Raw genomic sequence first — 18,300 nt, 5'->3', positions numbered from 1 at the left:
TGTAAATGATTTTGAGCGGCGGCAATCCATTTAAAAACATCAATATCGCTGTTATTGGCGATATCATGATAGATCATTATATTTATGGTACCTGTGAGCGTATTTCTCCCGAGGCCCCCGTACAGGTTGTTGACGTAGCCAGCGAAGTACACATGCTGGGTGGCGCTGGCAACGTGTTGAAAAATCTGGAGGCCTTCGGATGTTCAAGCTCATTGATCAGCGTTTGCGGCAATGATGACGCTGGTAGGATATTGGAGCAGGAATTATCGCGTTTAAAGCCTGCTTTTTATCATTTGGTTAAAGATGATTCTCGCCAAACAACAATCAAAACGCGCGTTATGGCTAGCAAGCACCATCTGTTGAGGCTTGACAAAGAAAATAAACATGCTATTGATACGGATATTGCTGCAGATATCGTTAATTTTTTAAGAACCAAAATTCAGGATATTGATGCGCTCATCCTGTCGGACTATTGTAAAGGAGTTTTTACCGCAGACTTGGTAAAAGAAATAATAACCTTATGTAATCAACATAATGTTATTACGCTTGTTGATTCTAAAGACAGGGATTTATCTAAATACCTTGGGGCATCGTTAATCAAGCCTAATAAAAGAGAAGCCTCTTTAGCTTCAGGAATAAGTATTGTTGATGATAGTACGCTTGAGCAGGCCTGCAGGATAATTAGTGAAACCACGCAGTGTAAATCGGTAGTTGTAACCTTGTCGGAAAATGGCATAGGCATTTATCATGATAACCACCTGATCAAAATGCCTACTAAAGCCCTTGATGTATTTGATGTAACTGGTGCCGGTGACACGGTTATCGCGGCCCTGGCATTCGGGTTGGCAAATCGCCTCTCGTTGCAACAGTCCTGCGATTTTGCCAATCACGCAGCTGCCATTGTTGTTGGTAAAGCAGGTAGTGCAGTTGCAACTTTGGAGGAGATAAATAATTTAACCCCTTTTTTTAATTGATGGATAACAAGATACTGCATCAAATTGATGAGCACATTGCTGTTGCTAAACTAATAAGGCAGGATGGTTTTGTCGACACTATCGTGTTGGCTTGTAATTTAATTACAACTTGTATTAGGCAGGGTAATAAAGTGCTTCTATTTGGTAACGGTGGTAGCGCCAGCGATGCCCAGCATATAGCGGCTGAGTTTACAGGCCGATTTGTAAAAGAAAGGAAAGGCCTTCCAGCTATTGCTTTAACAACGGATACCTCGGCCCTAACTGCTATCAGCAATGATTATGGTTATAAAAAAGTTTTTGCCAGGCAGGTAGAAGCTTTGGCCCGCCCCGGTGATGTGTTGATCGGTTTATCAACAAGTGGTAACAGCGAAAACGTTATCGAAGGTTTGTTGGCTGGTAAACAACTGAATTGTAAATTACTCGGCCTCTCGGGTAACAATGGCGGCCAGATGAAAAATCTTTGTGATGTAAACCTTGTGGTTGATAGCCAGATAACGGCGCGTATCCAGGAAATGCACATTTTAATAGGCCATATCCTATGTTCTGCTATTGACGATTTGTTTTAAATTTTAATGCTTGTACGGGTATTTTGAGGCGGAGACAGAGATTAAGACCTTTACCCGGATTGTTGATAAAATTTAAACAGATAGGAGATAAGATTTAGAAATTTATAACTATTGTTATTTTCTTTACAAGAATGAAAAAAACAAATCAATATTATTCTTGCTGAATAGTAAATAAGTGCTAATTTAGTGTACTCTAACATCCGTTTAAATCTCTATGGTTCACAGGTACGCTACATTTTTCAAGGCAATAAACCTCACTGTTGATTATTTTGTACTTAATGTATCTATGGTTGCCGCTTATCTTATATTAGATGACTCGGTAATCGTATGGATAAATAATAAACAGTATCTCCCGGTTGTATTGGTATTTAATCTTATTTGGTTGTTATCGGCCAATATTACAGGATTATATGAGCATGTGTTAAATAAGGACTCTGTTAAAACCTTTAGGGTGGTTTTTCAAACTTATTTGCTGTTTGTAAGCCTGATATGTATCACCATCCTGATTGTTATCGGTACTAAAGCTTACTTTATTACGCGCGAATATCTTTTTTATTCAATCGTATTATTTGGTACCATGCTCGGGCTTTGGAAGCTCATCTTTTTGGCTATCAGAAAAAGCGATCGCGCGGTATTAAATGATTCGCGCAAGGTTATCATTGTAGGCGCCGGCCGCGCTGGTAACGAGTTACGCACCTATTTTAAAAATAATCCGTTTCGGGGATATGATCTGTTGGGCTTTTTTGACGATGAGGCCACAAGAGTAACCGAAAAAGGCCTCTACCTTGGCAGTACCGATTATTGTATGGAGTATGTATTGAATAACAAGGTTGACGAGATTTATTGTGCATTGCCTTATTCTGAACATCATACCATTGAGCGGTTGATGATAGATGCGGATAAAAATTTAATACGTTTTAAAATAGTCCCCGAATATCACGAGTACATTAAGAAGCCCACGTATCTGCAAAGCTTTGGCAATATACCTATTATTTCTATCCGTCCCGAGCCCCTGGAAAATATGCTCAATCGTGGAATGAAACGGATATTTGATATCTTATTCTCTCTGTTTATCATCATTTTTATTTTTAGCTGGCTATTTCCTATACTGGCCATTATCATCAAAATGGAATCGTCCGGGCCGATTTTTTTCGTTCAATTGCGATCTGGCCGCGATAACCATCCTTTTAACTGTTACAAGTTTAGAAGTATGCGTGTTAATGCCGATTCCGACAAAGTGCAGGCCACCCGTAAAGATTCGCGGATTACCAAGGTTGGTGCATTTTTACGCAAAACAAGCCTTGATGAGCTGCCGCAGTTTTTTAACGTGCTGATGGGTAATATGTCAACCGTTGGGCCCCGTCCGCATATGATCAGCCATACCGAGCAATATTCTCAATTGATCGACAGGTTTATGGTTCGTCATTTCCTAAAGCCAGGTATAACAGGTTGGGCACAGGTAAACGGTTTACGCGGTGAAACCAAAACCACCGAAGCCATGCTTGAGCGTGTAGAAGCGGATGTGTGGTACCTTGAAAATTGGTCGTTTATCCTTGATATCAAAATCATCTTCCTCACCTTCTGGAATTCGGTAAAGGGTGACGAGAACGCTTTTTAAATTTTTGCCCATAGATGTTAGCAATTCGGGATTTTGTTGACCAGCTTTCCCGGCCTGTAAGCGTTGTTTTTCCGCCCTTGCGCATCATTTCTATAGTTCCATCGCAAACGGAGCTATTGTTCGATCTGGGGCTTGATAGGGAGGTCTTAGCGGTGACAGGGTTCTGTAATCATCCGGCAGATTGGGTTAAAGCGAAAATTAAAGTAGGCGGAACCAAAAATTTAAACATAGAGCGAATCATTAGTTTAAAGCCCGACCTGATCATCGGTAATAAAGAAGAGAATGATCGCGGGGAGATAGAATTCCTGATGCAGCAATTCCCGGTGTGGATGAGTGATATTGTCAATCTACCTGATGCCATCTGCATGATTACGGCCATTGGCGAACTTGTAAACAAGCCGAATCAGGCTCAATTACTGGCCTGTAACATCCAAGCAGATTTTGCAAGCTTATATCTGCCCCAAAAACCTGTAAGAGTGGCCTACCTGATCTGGAAAGGGCCTTATATGGCTGCCTGTAGGGATACGTTTATTGATGATATGCTGCAACGCTGCGGTTTGTTGAACGTGTTTACCGCATCGCGATACCCTGAGGTAACAGTAGATGAATTATATAGGCGCAATCCCGATGTGATCATGTTATCATCAGAGCCCTATCCCTTTAAAGAAAAACATGCCGAAGTTTTACGGAAAGCGCTACCCGGAGCAAAAATAGTATTGGTTGATGGTGAAATGTTTTCGTGGTATGGCAGCAGATTGTTAAAGGCTGTGGCTTATTTTAATAATTTAATTAAAATATTAAAGTGTTGATGGTAAAAATGTTAGCTCGTTTTGTGGCGAATATTTAACTATTTTAACAGATTTGATTTTTATTTTCGGCTTTTTAAGTTACCTTTGCCGTCCTATAAAAAACCAAAAAAACGCGGAAGTGGCGTAATTGGTAGCCGCACCAGACTTAGGATCTGGCGCCGCGAGGCGTGGGGGTTCGAGTCCCTTCTTCCGCACATACCCCCTGTACGTAACAATACAGGGGGTTTTTACGTTAACGGACACAAAAGGGACACAATACTCATGCACAGATTTACGAAACCGAAAAATCTTGTTTTAATGACATTTAGACAGTATTATCAGAATCTCTTTTGAAGTCAGGACGACATGGGATTCGAATACCCTTTTATTCCCAATTTAAAGTAGTTGGTAATCATAATCGAATCATCTTTAGAAGTTTCTTAATGATAATTTCTGTAATAAGTTCCGCCATTAAATTTAATAGCTCAAGTTCTTCTGTAATAAATTCTGGTCGGTTTTCTTGTAAACTGTTTAATAGCTTTGTTTTAGGACTTTTGCCTATTCTTTAAATATGCTTGTTTTAAGCAAGCAACACTACTTTTGGTTTGAGCATATTAACACTAAACAATCCATTGACATTTAATATCTTTGATAAACGGTGAAATCCGATGATTATGAAGTTAGAAAGAATTGAGATAAAAAATTTCCGCGGCATTGAAGATGCTACTATTGAGTTAAATGATCAATTAAATCTTTTTGTCGGTATCAACGGTTCTGGTAAATCTACTATTCTTGATAGTATTGTAATCTCACTTTCTTGGTTGGTTGCGAGAATCCAGCGACAGAATGCTCCAGGAAAACCAATAACGCTACAAAGTATTAAAAACGATACGCCATTTTCGTCAATAACCGCGAAGCTTATAGAAGCAGGTAATAAGTTTAATTGGCGGATAGCACGAGTACAAAGTGGATCATTGCTGCATGAAAAGTCAGATTTGGGAGAGGTGTCATCACTTGCATCATTTTATATTCAAGAACATGATTTACAGCAATCGTATCCTGTTATTGCCTACTATCCGGTAAACCGTATTGTCGGTAATGCTACTGTGGATATTAGCGGCCGTGAAAGTATTGCTTCATTAGATGTTTATGAAAATGCGTTAGGAGGGCAAACAAATTATCATGCTTTCTTTGAATGGTTTCGTTTGCAGGATGATATTGCAAATGAACGAGCAAATTCGCGTTCGAAGTGGATGGTCAGTAACAGTTCTTGGATAAACAAAAGGATAGATAAATTATTAGGCTATCTTGATAAATTGATACCGCCGGAAAATGTAGACGAAGCTGAATATATGAAAAGAAGGCTCAAAGATCGCTTTCGAAGACTTGAACCCATGTATGAAGACGCAAGGTACTTCCTTCATGAACTAAGTGACCTTTTCCATTTTGCAATATACCGAAGCAAGAATGAAGAAGGCTTGGGTTCTGCGTTCCGTGAAATTGATTTTATGCTGCATACTATGTCCAAATTGTCTGATTCTGGTAAAGACGATTTGATCGAATTTAACGACTATCCTATCGGAATTATAGAGGAAGTGCTGCAACAATTATTCAAACTACATGAGGAGAACGAAATATCAAAATATCGAACACAAATAACTCATTTTATATGGGAGGCACTTTTGTTCTCCAGCCAATTAAGCCTATGGTGGCTAAGTGATAAAGCCAGAAATGAAATCGAAACATTGTTTGTAAAAAACAATCCTGCAAGACTACGTAGCGGTATCGTAAAAAATAATACAAGTGAATTCATGGAAAACCTCGAACGGATAATAAAAAACGATGTTGAGAGGGTGCAGAATGCCTATCGTAACCAAGGACGGGAACTGTTTTTTGTTACTCGTACCATTGAGAATTTTGTACCTGGTTACAGTAATCTACGAGTTCGTCGAGTTCCTCGACCGCATCTTTTGATTGATAAAGACAACGAATCCATTAGCCTTGATCAATTATCTGACGGCGAGAAAAATTTGATTGCGATGGTTGGCGATATAGCTCGTAGGCTTTCCATGGCCAATCCCTATAGCGAAAATCCCATGGCGGGTAAAGGTATCATTCTGATCGACGAAATTGACTTGCACTTGCATCCTGGCTGGCAACGGCTAATGATTCCAAAACTAACTGAACTTTTTCCCAACTGTCAATTTATAGTCACCACGCATTCGCCACAGGTCATAAGCCACACTAAAGCAGAGTCTATGTTTATTTTACGTGTGGAACATAATAAGGTAAAATTTTCAAAAGCTATCGAATCCTATGGACTGAATACTGACAGGATTTTGGAAGATATTTTAGGCGTGGATGCCCGACCGTTGCACGAAAAGAAAATGATTCAATCAGTCTACTTGAATATCCAGCAAGGTCATATTGATGAGGCGCAGTCAATTATAAAAGACTTACTTAAGCTGATTGGAGAAGATCCTGAATTGCTAAAGGCCCAAACGCTCATTAAACGGCGCGCGATAATAGGGAAATGAAACATATTATAAAATCGCCTGAACCTCAAGCGTTAACCGATTGGAAAGCACAAGACAAAAAGTATATTAAAGGATTACCGAATTTCGAGAGGATTAAAGGTCTCTATAGGAGACCCATTTTAAATAGTCTTCGTGTAGATCAGGGTAATATTTGCTGTTATTGCGAACGTACTTTGAAAGACGGAGACTGCCATATCGAACATCTTATGCCACAGGAGTACTATGAAGAATATTCATGTGAATATGATAATATGCTGGCATGTTGCCAGCTTAATTTGGCCCCAAAAGAACCCAGGCATTGCGGTGTTAGTAAAGGCAGTTGGTACGATGACCAACTTATGATTAGCCCCCTGCAAGCCGATTGTGAAACCAAATTTATGTACACAGCGGATGGACGTATTTATCCGTCAATTGATGATGACGAAGCTGCAGATCTAACTATTCTGCATTGCCAATTAAATATAGACCGATTGGCTGCCGAGCGAGGGAAAATTGTCGAAACTTTTATTGATCCAACACTTTCCGAAGACGACTTAATTCAGTATGTCAAAAATTATCTCGCAGGGAAGGAAGCAAATAACGGAAGTTATAACCCATTTTATACCACAATACAATATCTGTTCGGTGGCTTTATTATTTGAATTCAAATTTTGCAAGATGTTTGATTTATTCTTAGAATACTCGTAATTAAATATCAGTATTTTAATATCATGGTAACAGTATATTTAGCACAGGCAAGCTTCTCAAAGCATCAGTAAAATGGTAAACAAAATTGAGTACCTACTTTCCTGGCTTCTGTATTATCTTTGATTATCAATAAAATATCTTCAAGGTGTCTAACTTCTGCACAGGTTCCGCACAACATGGGATTCTATCAGAATTCAAAAAGGATTGCTCCAAAAAGAGCAATCCTTTTTTTGTTGTGTGCCAGGCATGAGTGTCAGCTATAGGGTGTAAGTCCCGAAGACACTTTACAGTGGGAAGTCTTAGCTAAAGGCAAGGAGATGGTAGGCGACTACGTCTCTGAAGGAAGCCGACGACAAAAGTTCGAGCCTACGAACAGAAACTGCATATGAGGCGGGATAGTATGGGTGATGCTGCACAAGAAGCAAAAGCCCGACACTGTACAGGATACTATAACGTAAATGCAGAGGCTTCATGAACTGAAAGCGTGCACACTTACCCTGGGAGGTCTGCGTAACGACGTGATCGTATAGCGCAGAAGTCAGCAAACGTCATATTAGTCTGGAAACGAGCTGCTACCCGAGGGTGGGTTAAGGCGGAGGCCTCACAAAAGGATGAATGACTGCATGTTGGAATAGGCCAAGACGCTGATGTTTCTGTGTCGTCACCGCTAACAACGGAACCCCATAAGCGAACTACCTGTAGGAGGATAGGCCGGAAGCCGAAAGTAAAATGCAGGAGGAGTTGAGGTGCGGCATGCGAAGAAGGCGATCGGAAGCCGGAAACAAATGTTTTTTTTAAAAGGAAGTATGCTGGAAGAAATAGAACAGATACTTCTGGAAAACTAAACATCAGTTATCTATATTCTGACAAACCGCCGTATACCAGACCGGTACGTACGGTGGTGTGAGAGGACGGTAAGGGAGAATTACTCCCTTACTTCCTACTCGATTTATTGGGTTTTGATAATCAGCTATTTGTTTGTTCGCTATTTTCTTGAAAATTGTGCTGATATTGAAGCGAAGAGTGCTGCGATGGATGCTGTTTTAAAGTCGATAAAATGTCCAACTGGCCACACCGTGATTCGCTTACAAGTATCAGGGATTTGCATACATCCTGTAAATTAAATAGAACGACCTTTGGGTTATGGAAATAAAACAAATTGCTTTGGGCAGCCAGGGTTTGGTTGTACCGGATATCGGATTAGGCTGTATGGGCATGACAGGTTTTGAAGAAGGGCACATGTATGGCCCGGCTGATGAGCAGGAAGCCATCGCTACTATTCACCGTTCTTTAGAATTAGGCGGGAATTTTTTGGATACTGCAGATTTGTATGGGCCGCTAAAAAACGAGCAGCTGATAGCCAGGGCTATAGCCGGTAAACGTAAGGATTTCATCATTGCTACAAAGTTTGGCTGGGAGATCAACGACGAAAATAAAGTGACCTGGGCAATCAATGGTAAGAAGGCTTATGTTAAAAAAGCTTTGGAACGTTCCCTGAAAAATCTGAATACAGATTATATCGATCTATACTATATGCACCGCTTGGATAAAAATACGCCTATAGAAGAAACGGTGGAAGCTATGGGCGAACTGGTAAGGGAAGGAAAAGTAGGTTATATTGGTTTGTCGGAGGTTTCGTCAGAAACGGTAAGGCGGGCACATGCTGTGCATCCGGTTACAGCGGTACAAAGCGAATATTCTTTGTTTGAACGTACCGTCGAAGAGCGCGGAGTGCTAAACACTTTAAAAGAGTTAGGTATAGGTTTTGTAGCTTATTCTCCACTGGGACGAGGTTTCTTATCGGGTCAGATCAAAACCCTGGATGATCTGCCGGAGAATGATTTTCGTCGGGCCATGCCGCGTTTTCAAGGAGGACACTTTGACAAGAACATCGAATTGGTGAAAGCCATTGAGGCTATGGCTGCTGAAAAACAAATCACATCTTCGCAATTAGCGCTGGCCTGGATTATGGCTAAAGGCATTGTACCAATCCCCGGGACTAAACGCAGGAAATACCTGGAGCAAAATATTGCGGCAACTAAAATTCAGCTGAGTGAGGCCGACCTGGCGCAGTTGGAAAGCATTGTGCCGCTGGGTACAGATACTGGTGCTCCGTATGATGAGTTCGGGATGGGTTTAAATGATTAAATTTGTTTATGAACGCCATTAATTCCATCTCTGAATTCCACCGACTGTTGTCTTTGCCTGAGCCTAAACATCCGCTGGTAAGCGTTATCAATTTGGCCGAAAGCGTTTTTTTGGATGAGGAGGTCTGGAAAGGATTTGTAAACCGGTTTTATTGCGTAGCGTTAAAGCGGGAAGCAAAAGGCAAGATCAGGTATGGGCAGCAGCATTATGACTATGATAAGGGCGTGCTTAGTTTTACCGCACCTAACCAGGTACAATACCTGGACTTACAGCAGATGGAGTGCGGTTCGGGTGAATTGCTCATCTTTCACCCGGACTTTTTGCGTCAGCATCCTTTAGCTAATACTATTCATAACTATGGCTTTTTTGATTATGCGGTGAATGAAGCCTTGCATTTATCAGCAGAAGAAGAGGAGGATCTGTTGGTGATTCTGCATAAGATCGATAAAGAATGCCAGCATATCGACAAGCATACCCAGGAGATTATTTTATCACAGATCGAGCTGCTTTTAAATTATTCTAAACGTTTCTACGAAAGGCAGTTCATTACGCGTAAAAATAACAACTCCGAATTGCTTGTCAAATTTGAAAAAATCGTTGACGAGTATTTTGCTGGCGAGGTATCCGGTTTGCTCACAGTACAATATATCGCAGATAAAATGAACTTGTCACCAAATTATCTGAGTGATTTGCTAAGGGTGCATACCGGACAAAGTACGCAGCAGCATATCCATGAAAAGCTGATCGGGAAAGCCAAAGAACGGCTTTCCACGACCAGTCTTTCGGTAAGCGAGATCGCTTATGCCTTGGGTTTTGAACATGCGCAGTCCTTCAGCACGCTATTTAAAAAGAAAACGAACTTGTCGCCGCTGGAATTTAGGCAGGCGTTTAACTAATAGGTACAAAAATGGGTATCAAATAGTATTATTGAAACATTTATGAGGCTTTTTGTACCCTGTCATAGTTTTAAAACTGCTGAATATTCTTTATTTTACTTTTACCCAGTCGGCACCTTTACCATTGGTATTGAGAGTTTTATAACATCATTTTTATCTTTATCAAATTCAAATTGCAGTTGGGCTTCTTTAATGTAAAATTTTTTATCATTCTTTGCTGTAATAACGTCGAATCTGTTTTCAAATCAAAGGTTAATTTCATTTTGTTTTCATGTGGTCTGTTAATTTTGTATTTGTTTCTATCCTTACTGTAAGAAGAAGACAGACAATGTGTTAAGATAAAGATCGATTTAAAATGAAAGCTATAGCCTTGGTATTGCTTATGTTGTTGGCATGCTATTGTAACGCCAGTCAGACCTCTAAACCTTCGGGAACTGATACTACCCGGCGGGCGTTTAGAAACAGTTTGCCAAAAAAATGTACTAAGGCTACCTATACTCAGCAGATACCTGCTGTTAGGCCGGTAACTGTTAACAGCCAGGCTAACTTAAATAGGCAAAAAACCACTGTTGCAAAGTATGCAAACAAACGAACCCGTACGCATGTAGCAGGCGTGGCCGAAAACCTGATCCCCAAATTTTAGGCGCTTTAATACGGCTGAAGTCGGCAAGTAATTCACCGTTTAGCTTTCACAAAAGTGAGTCAGTTTCCATAGTGTTTTTGAGTTATACCATATTGCACAACGTACAAACCATACCATTCGGGCATTATTTGCCAAATATGACCGTCATCATATATCTCACGCAGATTATTGCTCAGTTTTGAGGTAGTAAAAATATGGATAGTAATAAAATTGAGCTGATGTGTCCCGTTGGCTCGCTCGAGTCGTTATATGCGGCCATACAAGCGGGTGCGGATTCTGTTTACTTTGGCGTTGAGCAACTGAATATGAGGGCCCGCAACAACAGCGCCCTTAAAATTGATGATATTAATTCTATAGCCGGTATTTGCCGTAGCCATTCGGTTAAGTGCTACTTAACAGTTAACACGGTTTTGTATGATCATGATATGGCAACAATGAAGCGTATCATCAACGCAGCAGTTAAAAACGGTGTAAATGCCATTATCGCTGCAGATCCGGCTGTGTTACAATATGCTAAAAAGCAAAATATGCCTGTTCATATCTCCACACAGGCCAACGTATCCAATATTCAGAGTGTAGAGTTTTTTTCCGCTTACGCTGATGTAATCGTTTTGGCGCGTGAGTTGAGTTTAAAACAGGTAGGGGATATCAATCGGGAGATTGCCAGGAAAAAGATAACCGGGCCGTCGGGTAATTTAATTAAAATTGAAATATTCGGGCATGGTGCTTTGTGTATGGCCATATCCGGAAAGTGTTACCTCAGTCTTCACTCTGATTTTGCTTCGGCCAACCGCGGCGCTTGTATCCAAAATTGCAGGCATAGTTTTTTGGTGACTGATAAAGAAACTGGTAACGAGCTTGAAGTTGATAACGAGTACATTATGTCGGCTAAAGATTTATGTACCATCGATTTTTTAGATCAGCTTATTCATGCGGGAGCATCGGTATTGAAAATAGAAGGCCGTGGCCGCAGTCCAGAATATGTTTATACAGTAACCCAATGCTATCGAGAAGCCATCGATGCTTATTACAAAGGCCTGTATAACCCCACTCTGGCGGCTTTATTAAAAGACAAGCTCGGCAACGTTTTTAACCTCGGCTTTTGGGATGGCTATTATCTTGGGCGCAAAATGGGCGAGTGGACAAGCAGCCCGGGCTCAAAGGCCACCAAAAGGAAAATATACCTGGGTAAAGGTATCAACTACTTCAAAAAAGTAGGTATAGCCCAGTTTAAACTGGAGGCTTTTACGTTGGATGTAGGTAACGAAATATTAATTATCGGGCCAACCACGGGCGTTATTCAAACAACGGTTAAAACCTTAAATATCGACGACGTATCCAGGGATACGGTTTACAAAGGCGAAACATTTTGTATCCCGGTTGATAGCCAGATCCGCCCATCGGATAGTTTATATAAATTGGTGAACGCTTAATCACATGATCCGTATTATTCAGTACCGCAATAAGTGCATTGGTTGCAACGCTTGTGTGGAAGCATCTTTTTACCGTTGGCGAATTTCAAAACAAGACGGTAAAAGCACCCTGATTGGCGGTACGGAAAAAAAAGGCATTTATATGGTAACTGTGGGTGATGATGAGTATGATAGCAGCATGATTGCCGCTAAAAGTTGCCCTGTAAATATTATAAAAATTGAACGCTTGAGCTTCTCATTGCTTAGGTAATACTGCTCATGATCAAAAATAGGGCTGCGTACCGCTCATGGAGCATTTTAAATGGATAGCTTCCCGGTATATTTAGATAAATATCAATAATTATTGGCTCATAATTTTCATTTCAATAAAATCAGGTATTTTTTGGTGTTTGATTTTGTCAGTTTGGTAAATTTTGCTGTTTCGGCGCTATATGATCCCTATCATTTATTAAGGCTTTCCATTTGCCTACCATTGAGGCGAAATTAAACGTGCAATACTTTGCCGGTAAAGCATCAAAATCAGACTCAGAAAATTATAAAACACAATGGAAAAGTCGCTGATAAAAAAATTTATACTTCCCCAGGAGTTGCGAAATCTTCTCGAAAATAAAGAAGTAATACTTGCCGAGAGCCGCGAGGACCTGATTGACCTTTCGTTTGGCAGATCTGTAGATCATACCTACGAGGTATCATACGACACGCCAGGCTTTGGCAACATTGTTGAAGCCACTGTAGTGCGGTGTAAAAATGGAGTATCCGTAAATTATACCGATCCGTACCTGCGCCGTCGCGATCCGGATTGCATGGTTATTGGTGATGACAAGCCTACCGATAAGCCCACTTTTACAAACCGATACGGCACCAGTTTTGACGCCTTGCGCAAAGAGAGCTTTGAGTGGTTTGCCAACCAGGACGAATTGATTATCGTTCCTTTTATGTCTGGCGGCGAAGAAAATGGTTACCCCTCATTATTGGTAGCTCCGGCTAATGCTGGTTTTTTTGCCACCTGCCTGGCAGATCTGCAAGGCTTTATTCCGCGGAGTAAAATACCTTACGGTTTTAAACCTCGCGCCGTCATTTACGTGGCGCCACCTTTCAGGCATACTCATTTTGCCGGCAAACAGGTGGTGGTACACAATCGCCTCGAAAAAATGCACGAAATGTTTGCCTATAACCTGTACCCCGGCCCAAGCGCCAAAAAAGGTGTTTACGGTATTTTATTGAACATAGGTGAGGAGGAGGGCTGGACAACCCTGCATGCATCTGCCGTGAAGGTAACTACCCCTTACGAAAATGATTTTGTAATTATGCACGAGGGGGCCAGCGGGGGCGGTAAAAGCGAAATGACAACGGCATCGCACCGCGAACTCGATGGTCGGCTGCTTTTGGGTACCAATTTAAAAAGCGCTGAAAAATACTATATCGAGATCAAGGACGAATCGTCGCTGCAACCTATTACAGATGATATGGCCCTGGCGTTACCAGCTTTGCAAAACGGAAAAAAATTGGTAGTGATCGATGCCGAGTACGGCTGGTTTTTACGTATCAATCACATTACCCAGTACGGTACCGATCCGGATATCGAGCGCGCTACCATTCACCCTAAAGAGCCCCTGATGTTTTTGAGCATCAATGGCAAGCCCGAGGCTACTTGCTTAATATGGGAGCCATCCATGGATGCGCCCGGTAAGCCTTGCCCCAACCCGCGCGTTATTTTACCGCGCAGGCATGTTGAAAACACCATTGATGATCCGGCTGAAATTGATATCCGCAGCTTTGGTATCCGTACGCCGCCGTGTACAAGGGATAATCCAACCTATGGCATTATAGGTATATTTCACGTTTTGCCACCTGCTCTGGCTTGGTTATGGCGTCTGGTTGCACCTCGCGGCCATGCTAACCCAAGTATAATTAGCACAGGCAAAGGCATGATAAGCGAAGGCGTTGGCTCGTATTGGCCATTTGCAACCGGGCTCAAAGTTGTACAGGCCAATTTGTTGCTCGAGCAAATCTTAAATACACCGTTAACCCGCTATATATTGATACCCAACCAGCATATTGGCGCTTACGAGGTTGGCTTTAGCGGGCAGTGGATAGCGCGCGAATATTTATCCAGACGAGGTAACGTAAACTTTAAGAAGGAGCCTTTGGCACCGTCGCGTTGCCCGCTTTTAGGCTTCGCGCTCGAATCGCTAAAAATTGAAGGGCAAACGATACCTAAGCATTTTTTACAAGTTGATTTACAAAAGGATAATGGTGTGGAGGGGTATGATGCCGGGGCGCAAATTCTAACGGACTTTTTTAAGAAGGAGTTAGAAGAGTACCTGGTGCCCGATCTGCATCCGCTGGGCAGGCAGATTATTGAAATGTGTTTAAATGACGGAAGCCTGCAAGACTATGTTGACCTGATCCAGCCATTAGAGAGCGTAAAGGTTGAAACGGCCGTAAAAGAAAATGCCATGATATAAGAGTGCTATTAACAATGGCGCGTGTATATTCAACAGCGGTAGAGCGTAAGATGCGGATTTATTTTCGCGCTATTTGACTAATCGGTTACCCTGTTGATGGTGGCACCCGCTTAATAAAATGATTAAACAACATAACCATGAAAATAACAGTTATTTCCTATTCGTTAACTGGTAACAACCAAGCTTTGGCCAGCAGTTTAGCTACAGAACTTTCGGCAAAGCTCATCAAAATCACAGAGTTTAAAACCCGCACCACAACTACCATTATGCTGGATGTTTTATTTGACCGGACGCCGCAAGTAAGCCCCAAGGCCGACGCACTGGGCAAAAACGACCTGGTTGTTTTTGTAGGGCCGGTTTGGATGGGGCATGTGGCAACGCCGCTTCGCGCTTATCTCAATTACATTAAAGCTAAGCCAAGCCCGTATGCTTTTGTTTCAATAAGCGGAGGCTCTGATGGCGCTAATCCGAAACTTGCCGGCGAGTTGAAGAAGAGAACAGGCCAAACACCGGTGGCGCTTATTGATTTGCACGTAGCCGATTTATTGTCTGCCGGGCCTAAACGTGATCGTGATAGCATATCGGCCTACCGCTTAACCAATGGCGATGTAAAACAATTTACAGATACCATATTGGGTGACTTGTGGAAGGTAGTTGAAAAGCCTGCTGTTGTGAACGTATAATGTGAAGGCTTGTTTTAAGAACCGTTCGCTTTTAAAAGATACAGATCAAAGCCGCTTTTAACGAGGTTTCATCCTGTTGAAGGCGGCAAAGTATTTACTTGGCAATACCCTGGTCTACAGCTTCGGAATATCCAAGGTTGATCTTGGTTTTGCCATCCTTTAATTGTAGAAAAAAAGCTTTTTACAATTACTTACCATCAGGCGCAAAACAGCGAACTCCCTTGTTAAGCCATATCTGTGAAGTGCACTGGCCTCCTTAATTTGAGTTGTTGTGGTTGGGCGAGTGCCGTTCGGGTAATCCGAGTAAATGGCAAGCCTTAATTTATAAATATCAAATGTTAAAGCTGATGCAGATAGCTGTAAAGGCAGCAACCTTTGGTGTGGCCACAGGTCAATATTGTTTGAATACTTTCCTCAATTATTCCGAATTATGATTTATCTTTAGCACCTGCACCGGGCCTTGACATCTTTCAAAAATGTGAGCCTGAAACTTTAGTACAACATCACTGAATAATGGAAACATTTGCTTCTCTCGACAAAAAAATTGAACAATTAGGGTGGTCGAAAATGGACCGTTTTTTAGGCCAGAAAGAAATTAAACACCTTACCACCGTGTTGATGGCCGATGAAGAACTGATTCACATTGTGCAGGGCAACTTAAATAGTAAGCAAGGCGTGTTGTTTTTAAGCAACAAGCGGATTGGATTTTACGATAAAGGTTTCTTTTTTGGCGCTAAGCTCGAAAGCTTCCCTCTTAAACAGATTTCTTCGGTTAATTACGGCTCCGGAATGATATTCGCCGAAATTGCCATCTATAACACCGGCCGCTCTGGCGAGATTATCCGCAATGTAGCCAAAGATAAAGCAAAATCGTTTGTTGATAAGGTAACTGAAATACTTACCGCTCTTGAAATCGTACCGCAGGCAACTCCTCATGCAAATTTTAGCATTGGCGACGAACTAAAGAAGCTGGCCGAATTAAGAGACAGCGGTGTATTGACAGAAAGCGAATTTTTAGTTCAAAAACAAAGAATATTGGGATAATTGAGAAAGAGTTGTCATTTCGTTTTTTTAACCTACAGTTTGTAAATGGTGAAATGATAGCAGAGTGCCGCATGTAGAGGATATCACGTAGGCTTAACTGCGCTGCATGGTTCTGCATAATTTAGAGATTGCTTCGTCGTTCCTCCTTATAATATGGCTTTTATGTAAGTTATTGATTGTCAATACTAAACTTCTCTTCATCATGTCGTCACGACGGGAGGAGGGATCTTCTAAAAGCGGTAAGTATGCGTCATATTCGGTGCGCTGATTATCAATGTGCTATCTTTGCTCAGATAATCAGTATTCATAATTTAGATCATCGGCACGCTCAATCGCCGCGTGAAGAAGCCCCACCCAACCCTCCCCGGTAGGGAGGGCTTAAAAAGTCTCCCCTACCGGGGGAGATTTAGAGGGGGCTTTGGACTGCCCGATCCTTCCGCCCACAGGCCAACTCCCGGCCCGGCGTGCAGTCAGGCTTTTGCGCACTTTTCCTATCTGCGCAAAATAGCCTACAGGTTTCAAATGTCATCCCTGTTTTTTCCGGGGTGAGGCCCGGTAGGATACTCGATGACGATAGTTTTAATAATGGCAATCTGCGCAAATCACCATCTCCAAGCGTCATTGAGGGAGTAAGCAATCTCCACATAAATAAATTATTTCACTAAGTTGATGTTACTCTCTTGACCATCACTTGTTTTTTTTTGAAACAAAACCTTAATACTACCCATAGTAAGGTTAATGGAAAAAAATAATTGCGCAAGTAGTAAAATCAATACAACTGGTATGTATAGATTGGAAATGTTGAAGCCAGGGCGTTGACTTTCAGAGCCAGTAAACGCATAGTATCTCATCGGAACTTCCGGTACATCCGGCTTGTAAATACTAAAGAAGAAAAGGAAAACTAAACATAAAAGTGTACCCACTATATGAAACCAGGATAGCTTACGCGAAAGCATTAAATGATCTGATACCAGATAAAGCGACCACAGGAATAATAATACAACGGCAAAAATTCTGCATATCGACGGAGCAGCAATCACTAAATATGTATCGCGCAAATTGATCTCCAATGTCTCTTGATGTATTGGTAAAAAAGACATCAGGCCCGTCATCAAGCCTGCAATGCCCAATAAATTATATGGCCTGGCTTTTAAATTAAATATGGAATGATTTGTTGATCTAAACATCGTTATTTTTTTATAGCATTTTAATATCTACCAAAATTTCCACCAGGGTTTCTTCTCTGCATCGCCCGAAACTATCTGATCGCGATAAGCGCACCAATTGTTAAAACTGTTTTGATGCTGGTTGCTTTCGTCCAAAAATTGATTGCCAGAGGCATCAAAAGTTATCCAATTATTTTGGCTACACATTTTTACTATTTCCAGTGCAATATCTGTTCTTCCGCGTACGTGGAGCATAAAACTATTTCCAATATCCTCACTATCGCCCATATTAAACTCAATAGTCGCATTGTGCTTATTCAATCGACGCCAGGATGGATCGCTCCAATCGGAATCAGGGAATGACGCCTGGATGGCATCGATAACCGATTGCCTTGATTTGAAATTGGGCCATTCGCCTTCTTCAAGATCAACCGGTTTGTTCGAGTTGATAATTAAAATGTCCCAGCTCATGCTGATGATTTACCTTATTGGTTAATGCTATTAAAAAAGTTGGTCCTTCCGGACAAAACTGCAAGCAGGCTGCAACATTAAAGGTTATATAAACATAATAAACGCAATTGATAATAAAGAATAGTTAACTGAAAAATAGAGGCATACTGAGCTGTTAATCAGACTTTTTTCAGAAAAT

General features: G+C 41.4%; 16 protein-coding genes and 1 tRNA gene. 15 read left to right on the top strand and 2 right to left on the bottom strand.

Translation table 11 applies throughout. The features are described from left to right. Positions 1-5 precede the first annotated feature (5 nt). The 15 genes from rfaE1 (at position 6) to MUCPA_RS00015 (ending at position 16,485) form a co-directional block, all read left to right on the top strand. Positions 6-974 carry a D-glycero-beta-D-manno-heptose-7-phosphate kinase gene (rfaE1, locus tag MUCPA_RS00090; protein ID WP_008503731.1) on the top strand — a complete coding sequence of 323 codons (969 nt, stop codon included), beginning with the start codon at positions 6-8 and terminating at the stop codon, positions 972-974. Further along, positions 974-1,540, top strand: coding sequence for a D-sedoheptulose 7-phosphate isomerase (gmhA, locus tag MUCPA_RS00085; protein ID WP_008503730.1), 567 nt, complete (start codon positions 974-976; stop codon positions 1,538-1,540). Before rfaE1 ends, gmhA begins: the two co-directional genes overlap by 1 nt. 214 nt (positions 1,541-1,754) lie before the next feature. Further along, complete coding sequence (locus tag MUCPA_RS00080; protein ID WP_008503729.1) at positions 1,755-3,158, top strand: undecaprenyl-phosphate glucose phosphotransferase; 1,404 nt, start codon at positions 1,755-1,757, stop codon at positions 3,156-3,158. A gap of 14 nt (positions 3,159-3,172) precedes the next feature. After that, a complete protein-coding gene (locus MUCPA_RS00075) occupies positions 3,173-3,967 on the top strand; it encodes a helical backbone metal receptor (RefSeq protein ID WP_008503728.1) in 795 nt (264 codons plus the stop codon). A gap of 112 nt (positions 3,968-4,079) precedes the next feature. Further along, a tRNA-Leu gene (locus MUCPA_RS00070) sits at positions 4,080-4,161 on the top strand. Positions 4,162-4,620: 459 nt separating this feature from the next. Continuing rightward, positions 4,621-6,483, top strand: coding sequence for an AAA family ATPase (locus tag MUCPA_RS35495; RefSeq protein WP_169316139.1), 1,863 nt, complete (start codon positions 4,621-4,623; stop codon positions 6,481-6,483). Next, positions 6,480-7,124 (top strand): retron system putative HNH endonuclease, encoded by a 645-nt coding sequence (locus MUCPA_RS00060; protein WP_008503726.1) that lies wholly within the window; start codon positions 6,480-6,482, stop codon positions 7,122-7,124. The genes MUCPA_RS35495 and MUCPA_RS00060 overlap by 4 nt, the downstream gene beginning before the upstream one ends. A 1,189-nt stretch (positions 7,125-8,313) precedes the next feature. Next, complete coding sequence (locus MUCPA_RS00055) at positions 8,314-9,318, top strand: aldo/keto reductase (protein ID WP_008503724.1); 1,005 nt, start codon at positions 8,314-8,316, stop codon at positions 9,316-9,318. A gap of 8 nt (positions 9,319-9,326) precedes the next feature. Further along, on the top strand, positions 9,327-10,214 hold the full coding sequence (locus MUCPA_RS00050) for a helix-turn-helix domain-containing protein (protein WP_008503722.1): 888 nt from the start codon (positions 9,327-9,329) through the stop codon (positions 10,212-10,214). Positions 10,215-10,569: 355 nt separating this feature from the next. After that, the gene (locus MUCPA_RS00045) at positions 10,570-10,857 is read left to right on the top strand and encodes a hypothetical protein (RefSeq protein WP_008503721.1); all 288 of its coding nucleotides are present in this window, start codon (positions 10,570-10,572) and stop codon (positions 10,855-10,857) included. Between the two features lie 194 nt (positions 10,858-11,051). Next, a complete protein-coding gene (locus MUCPA_RS00040) occupies positions 11,052-12,290 on the top strand; it encodes a peptidase U32 family protein (RefSeq protein WP_008503720.1) in 1,239 nt (412 codons plus the stop codon). A 4-nt stretch (positions 12,291-12,294) separates the two neighbouring features. Continuing rightward, a complete protein-coding gene (locus MUCPA_RS00035) occupies positions 12,295-12,540 on the top strand; it encodes a ferredoxin (protein ID WP_008503719.1) in 246 nt (81 codons plus the stop codon). Between the two features lie 295 nt (positions 12,541-12,835). Further along, complete coding sequence (locus MUCPA_RS00030; protein WP_008503718.1) at positions 12,836-14,758, top strand: DUF4914 family protein; 1,923 nt, start codon at positions 12,836-12,838, stop codon at positions 14,756-14,758. 137 nt (positions 14,759-14,895) lie between these two features. Further along, positions 14,896-15,441 (top strand): flavodoxin family protein, encoded by a 546-nt coding sequence (locus MUCPA_RS00025; RefSeq protein WP_008503717.1) that lies wholly within the window; start codon positions 14,896-14,898, stop codon positions 15,439-15,441. A gap of 513 nt (positions 15,442-15,954) precedes the next feature. Then, the gene (locus MUCPA_RS00015; protein ID WP_008503716.1) at positions 15,955-16,485 is read left to right on the top strand and encodes a PH domain-containing protein; all 531 of its coding nucleotides are present in this window, start codon (positions 15,955-15,957) and stop codon (positions 16,483-16,485) included. A gap of 653 nt (positions 16,486-17,138) precedes the next feature. Here the strand turns inward: MUCPA_RS00015 and MUCPA_RS00010 are convergent. Then, positions 17,139-17,672, bottom strand: coding sequence for a hypothetical protein (locus MUCPA_RS00010; protein WP_040625550.1), 534 nt, complete (start codon positions 17,670-17,672; stop codon positions 17,139-17,141). Between the two features lie 27 nt (positions 17,673-17,699). Further along, entirely contained in the window at positions 17,700-18,122 is a 423-nt protein-coding gene (locus tag MUCPA_RS00005) for a hypothetical protein (RefSeq protein WP_008503714.1), read from the bottom strand. Positions 18,123-18,300: the final 178 nt, after the last annotated feature.

The sequence above is a fragment of the Mucilaginibacter paludis DSM 18603 genome, from assembly GCF_000166195.2.
In the GTDB taxonomy this organism is placed as follows: Bacteria; Bacteroidota; Bacteroidia; order Sphingobacteriales; family Sphingobacteriaceae; genus Mucilaginibacter; species Mucilaginibacter paludis.
The sequence above is the reverse complement of the archived record's forward strand: the minus strand, read 5'-3'. Positions and strand labels throughout refer to the sequence as shown.

Excerpts from the sequence above, each read along its gene's own strand:
- rfaE1 (WP_008503731.1), top strand. The coding sequence starts at position 6 with ATGATTTTGAGCGGCGGCAATCCATTTAAAAACATCAATATCGCTGTT.
- gmhA (WP_008503730.1), top strand. The coding sequence starts at position 974 with ATGGATAACAAGATACTGCATCAAATTGATGAGCACATTGCTGTTGCT.
- MUCPA_RS00080 (WP_008503729.1), top strand. The coding sequence starts at position 1,755 with ATGGTTCACAGGTACGCTACATTTTTCAAGGCAATAAACCTCACTGTT.
- MUCPA_RS00075 (WP_008503728.1), top strand. The coding sequence starts at position 3,173 with ATGTTAGCAATTCGGGATTTTGTTGACCAGCTTTCCCGGCCTGTAAGC.
- MUCPA_RS35495 (WP_169316139.1), top strand. The coding sequence starts at position 4,621 with ATGAAGTTAGAAAGAATTGAGATAAAAAATTTCCGCGGCATTGAAGAT.
- MUCPA_RS00060 (WP_008503726.1), top strand. The coding sequence starts at position 6,480 with ATGAAACATATTATAAAATCGCCTGAACCTCAAGCGTTAACCGATTGG.
- MUCPA_RS00055 (WP_008503724.1), top strand. The coding sequence starts at position 8,314 with ATGGAAATAAAACAAATTGCTTTGGGCAGCCAGGGTTTGGTTGTACCG.
- MUCPA_RS00050 (WP_008503722.1), top strand. The coding sequence starts at position 9,327 with ATGAACGCCATTAATTCCATCTCTGAATTCCACCGACTGTTGTCTTTG.
- MUCPA_RS00045 (WP_008503721.1), top strand. The coding sequence starts at position 10,570 with ATGAAAGCTATAGCCTTGGTATTGCTTATGTTGTTGGCATGCTATTGT.
- MUCPA_RS00040 (WP_008503720.1), top strand. The coding sequence starts at position 11,052 with ATGGATAGTAATAAAATTGAGCTGATGTGTCCCGTTGGCTCGCTCGAG.
- MUCPA_RS00035 (WP_008503719.1), top strand. The coding sequence starts at position 12,295 with ATGATCCGTATTATTCAGTACCGCAATAAGTGCATTGGTTGCAACGCT.
- MUCPA_RS00030 (WP_008503718.1), top strand. The coding sequence starts at position 12,836 with ATGGAAAAGTCGCTGATAAAAAAATTTATACTTCCCCAGGAGTTGCGA.
- MUCPA_RS00025 (WP_008503717.1), top strand. The coding sequence starts at position 14,896 with ATGAAAATAACAGTTATTTCCTATTCGTTAACTGGTAACAACCAAGCT.
- MUCPA_RS00015 (WP_008503716.1), top strand. The coding sequence starts at position 15,955 with ATGGAAACATTTGCTTCTCTCGACAAAAAAATTGAACAATTAGGGTGG.
- MUCPA_RS00010 (WP_040625550.1), bottom strand. The coding sequence starts at position 17,672 with ATGTTTAGATCAACAAATCATTCCATATTTAATTTAAAAGCCAGGCCA.
- MUCPA_RS00005 (WP_008503714.1), bottom strand. The coding sequence starts at position 18,122 with ATGAGCTGGGACATTTTAATTATCAACTCGAACAAACCGGTTGATCTT.